The organism is Mycobacterium sp. NAZ190054 (assembly GCF_001545925.1).
GTDB lineage: Bacteria > Actinomycetota > Actinomycetes > Mycobacteriales > Mycobacteriaceae > Mycobacterium.
Window position 1 is genome coordinate 1 of the sequence record NZ_LMVQ01000329.1, and the last position, 3,749, is coordinate 3,749.

Sequence of the window (3,749 nt, forward strand, 5' to 3'; positions counted from 1 at the left end):
GAGGTGACCGGCACCCGCATCCAGCTGTCCTACGCCGACGGCGACATCTGGGACTGGGCGGTGCCGTGGGACGAGTGGGTCGCGATGTCGGCGCTGTCGGAACAGGAATCCCCTGACAACATCCCGAGCACCGCGCCGGTGACGCCGTCGCAGGCGCCGCAACCGGTGGGCGCCCGGCCCGGCGGCTAGCACTTCTCCCTTCTTTGCGCCGAAATGGCATTCCAGCAGGCAAAGATCGAGTGGGCGCCTGCTGGAATGCAAGTTCGGCGCTAGGTGGCGCGGTTGAAGCGGGATCCGCTCGCGCCGCTGACCTGATCGCGCGGCCGGACCACGATCAGGTCCAGGTCGACGTGCGACGGGCGGCTCGCGACGAACCCGATGACCTCGGCGATGTCCTCGGCCACCAGCGGTGTCACGCCCTGGTAGACCTTGTCCGCGCGCTCCTTGTCGCCTTCGAACCGATTCAGGGAGAACTCGGTCTGCACCATGCCGGGTGCGACCTCGGTCAGCCGTACGGGTTGTCCGAGCAGCTCGCTGCGCAGCGTGCGGTGCAGCACGCCCTGAGCGTGCTTGGCCGTGGTGTAGCCGGCTCCGTTGTCGTAGATCTCCACCGCGGCGATCGAGGTGACCGTCACGATCAGGCCGTCGCCGGAGTCGATCAGCTTGGGCAGCAAGGCCCGGGTGACGTGCAGGGTGCCCATCACGTTGGCCTCCCACATCCACCGCCAGTGGTCGACGTCGGCGTCGGCGACCGACTCCAGTCCGCGGGCCCCGCCGGCGTTGTTGACCAGCACGTCGACGCGATCCAGCCGCCCCGCCATCGCCGCCACCGCCGTCGGGTCGGTGACGTCCGCCACAATCGCCGTCCCGTCCAGCTCGGCCGCCAGCGCCTGGATCGGAGCTTCCCGGCGGGCCACACAGACGACGTGAAAGCCCTGCGCGGCAAGGTTTCTGGCGGTCGCCGCGCCGATACCGGCACTGGCCCCGGTGACCACGGCGACTCGACGGGCGTCTGTTGGTGTCGTCATGGTTGCCACCCTAGGCGCACCGAATCCACCTTCGCGCGCACCCGCGAAACCGTGCTATTTTGGCCGACATGTACCGGAACAGTCAGGCAGCCCTCGCTGCCGCGCGGCGTGCGTGTTGTTGTTGCGCACCCCGCCGCGCCTGACTGCGCCCGGACTGATCAAGTCCTGCTGAGTCCCAGGTGTGGCCCGACCCCACCACCGGACTCGACGAAGGACAATTCCGTGAGCACTTCCACCGCCACCCTCACCCCGCGACCGCGTACCTCGTCGCCCGGGCGGGTCAGGCCGGCCGCCGCCGGTAATCGCTACCCGCAGGCGCTGCTGCACCACATCGTCGCGCCCGCGCTGCGCCTCCCCGAGGCTGCCGCGGCCTCGGTGTTCGCCGCCGCGCGACAGCGCGGACCGATCGCCCGCGACGTCATCGCCCAGATCACCGGGCTGAGCATCGCCACGGTGAACCGCCAGGTCACCGCCCTGCTGGAGGCAGGTGTGCTGCGCGAACGCGCCGATCTCGCGGTGGCCGGGGCGGTCGGGCGGCCCCGCGTGCCGGTCGAGGTGAACCACGAACCGTTCCTGACGCTGGGCGTCCACATCGGTGCCCGCACCACCAGCATCGTGGCCACCGACCTGTTCGGCCGCACCCTCGATGTCGTGGAGACACGGACCCCGCGCGGCCCGCAGGCGATCGCGCTGCGCGCGATCGCGGGCAGCGCGCGCCGCTACCTGAGCCGCTGGCACCGCCGTCGTCCGCTGTGGGTCGGGGTGGCCACCGGCGGCGTGGTCGACAGCACCCACGGTTACCTCGACCACCCGCGGCTGGGCTGGTCGGACGCGCCGGTCGGGCCGGTGCTCGCCGAGACCCTCGGACTGCCGGTGTCGGTGGCCTCGCACGTGGACGCGATGGCGGGCGCGGAGTTGCTGCTCGGGGTGCGCCGGCAACCGGCCGAGGCCGCCACCAGCCTGTACGTGTACGCCCGCGAAACCGTCGGCTACGCGCTGTCCATCGGCGGCCGCGTGCATTCGCCGGCCAGCGGTCCCGGCACCATCGCGGGTCTGCCCGCGTTCTCCGATCTTCTCGGCGGCACAGGGCAATTGGAGTCCACGGTCAGCGACGAGGCCGTCTTGACCGCGGCGCGCAGGGCGCGCATCGTTCCCGCGGACGGCCCCGCGTCGACGCTCGCAGCGGTGCTGCGGGCCGCCCGGCAGGGCAACGAGCAGGCCGCGGCGCTGGTCACCGAACGCGCTCGGGTCCTCGGTGAGGCCGTCGCGTTGCTGCGCGACATGCTCAACCCCGACGACCTGGTGGTCGGCGGACAGGCCTTCACCGAGTACCCCGAGGGCATGTCCGTCGTCGAATCGGCATTCGCGGCCCGGTCTGTGCTGCCGCACCGCGACATCCGGGTCACCACGTTCGGCAACCGAATCCAGGAAGCCGGCGCGGGCGTCGTGTCCCTCGGCGGGCTGTACGCGGATCCGATCGGCGCGATGCGCCGCGCCCGACCGCGCACGCGAGGAGCGAATCAGGCACCGCGCACGCGAGGAGCGAATCAGGCACCGCGCGAAGTCAGTGCCTGAGCCGGGCCGGCAACCGGGCGGTGTAGACATGACGGTGTGCGTCTAGCGACCGAACCGGCTGGCCTCCCGTCCGGACTACCCCAGCCACGCCGGGTGGCGGTGCTGTCGGTGCACACGTCCCCCCTGGCCCAGCCGGGCACCGGCGACGCCGGCGGCATGAACGTCTACGTGCTGCAGACCGCGCTGGAGCTGGCCGGCCGCGGCGTCGACGTGGAGATCTTCACCAGGGCCACCTCGTCGTCGGACCAGGCGGTGGTGCCGGTGGCCCCCGGCGTGCTGGTGCGCAACGTCGTGGCGGGCCCGTTCGAGGGGCTGGACAAGAACGACCTGCCCACCCAGCTGTGCGCGTTCACCGCGGGGGTTCTGCGCGCCGAGGCCACCCACGAACCCGGCTACTACGACGTCGTGCACTCGCACTACTGGCTCTCGGGTCAGGTCGGGTGGCTGGCCGCCGACCGGTGGGCGGTGCCGTTGGTGCACACCGCCCACACGCTGGCGGCGGTCAAGAACGCCTCGCTCGCCGAGGGGGACACCCCCGAGCCGCCGATGCGCTCCGTCGGTGAGCAACAAGTGGTCGACGAGGCCGACCGGCTGATCGTCAACACCGAACACGAAGCCCAGCAACTGGTTTCGCTGCACGAGGCCGATCCCGCGCGTATCGACGTGGTCCACCCCGGCGTCGATCTGAAGACCTTCACCCCCGGCGACCGCAGAGCCGCCCGCGCCGCGCTGGGCCTGGCCGCCGATACGCAGATCGTCGCGTTCGTCGGCCGGATCCAACCGCTGAAGGCGCCCGACGTGCTGCTGCGCGCGGCCGCGCTGTTGCCCGGCGTGCGGATCGTGATCGCGGGCGGGCCGTCGGGGTCGGGCCTGGCCACACCGGACAACCTTGTTCACCTCGCCGCGGACCTGGGTATCACCGACCGGGTGACGTTCCTTCCGCCCCAGTCTCGGGACGACCTGGTGCAGGTGTACCGGGCCGCCGACATCGTCGCGGTGCCGAGCTACTCCGAATCCTTCGGGCTGGCCCGCCGCCGGCGGCTGCTGTCGCAGGAGTCGTCACTGAAATACTTTCTGCTGGGGGCGTTCTCGTCGGCGTTCTTCCTCTACGGCGCGGCGATGCTGTACGGCTATGCGGGCACCCTC

General features: G+C 71.5%; 3 protein-coding genes and 1 pseudogene. 3 read left to right on the plus strand and 1 reads right to left on the minus strand.

The window, feature by feature from the left end; genetic code table 11:
• A pseudogene (locus tag ASJ79_RS20460) lies at window positions 1-189 on the plus strand (L,D-transpeptidase); the annotation flags it as partial.
• 80 nt (window positions 190-269) lie between these two features.
• Here the strand turns inward: ASJ79_RS20460 and ASJ79_RS20465 are convergent.
• Window positions 270-1,028, minus strand: a complete 759-nt coding sequence (locus ASJ79_RS20465) for an SDR family oxidoreductase (protein ID WP_067959171.1) — start codon at window positions 1,026-1,028, stop codon at window positions 270-272.
• Between the two features lie 222 nt (window positions 1,029-1,250).
• Here ASJ79_RS20465 and ASJ79_RS20470 point away from each other — a divergent pair, with 222 nt between their 5' ends.
• Both ASJ79_RS20470 and mshA read left to right on the plus strand, forming a co-directional pair.
• Complete coding sequence (locus tag ASJ79_RS20470; RefSeq protein ID WP_067959174.1) at window positions 1,251-2,603, plus strand: ROK family transcriptional regulator; 1,353 nt, start codon at window positions 1,251-1,253, stop codon at window positions 2,601-2,603.
• Window positions 2,604-2,639: 36 nt separating this feature from the next.
• A partial coding sequence (gene mshA, locus ASJ79_RS20475; RefSeq protein WP_082753955.1) for a D-inositol-3-phosphate glycosyltransferase occupies window positions 2,640-3,749 on the plus strand: 1,110 nt, incomplete at its 3' end.

Bases quoted from the DNA above. Each gene is read 5' to 3' on its own strand.
- ASJ79_RS20465 (WP_067959171.1), bottom strand. From the start codon at position 1,028: ATGACGACACCAACAGACGCCCGTCGAGTCGCCGTGGTCACCGGGGCC.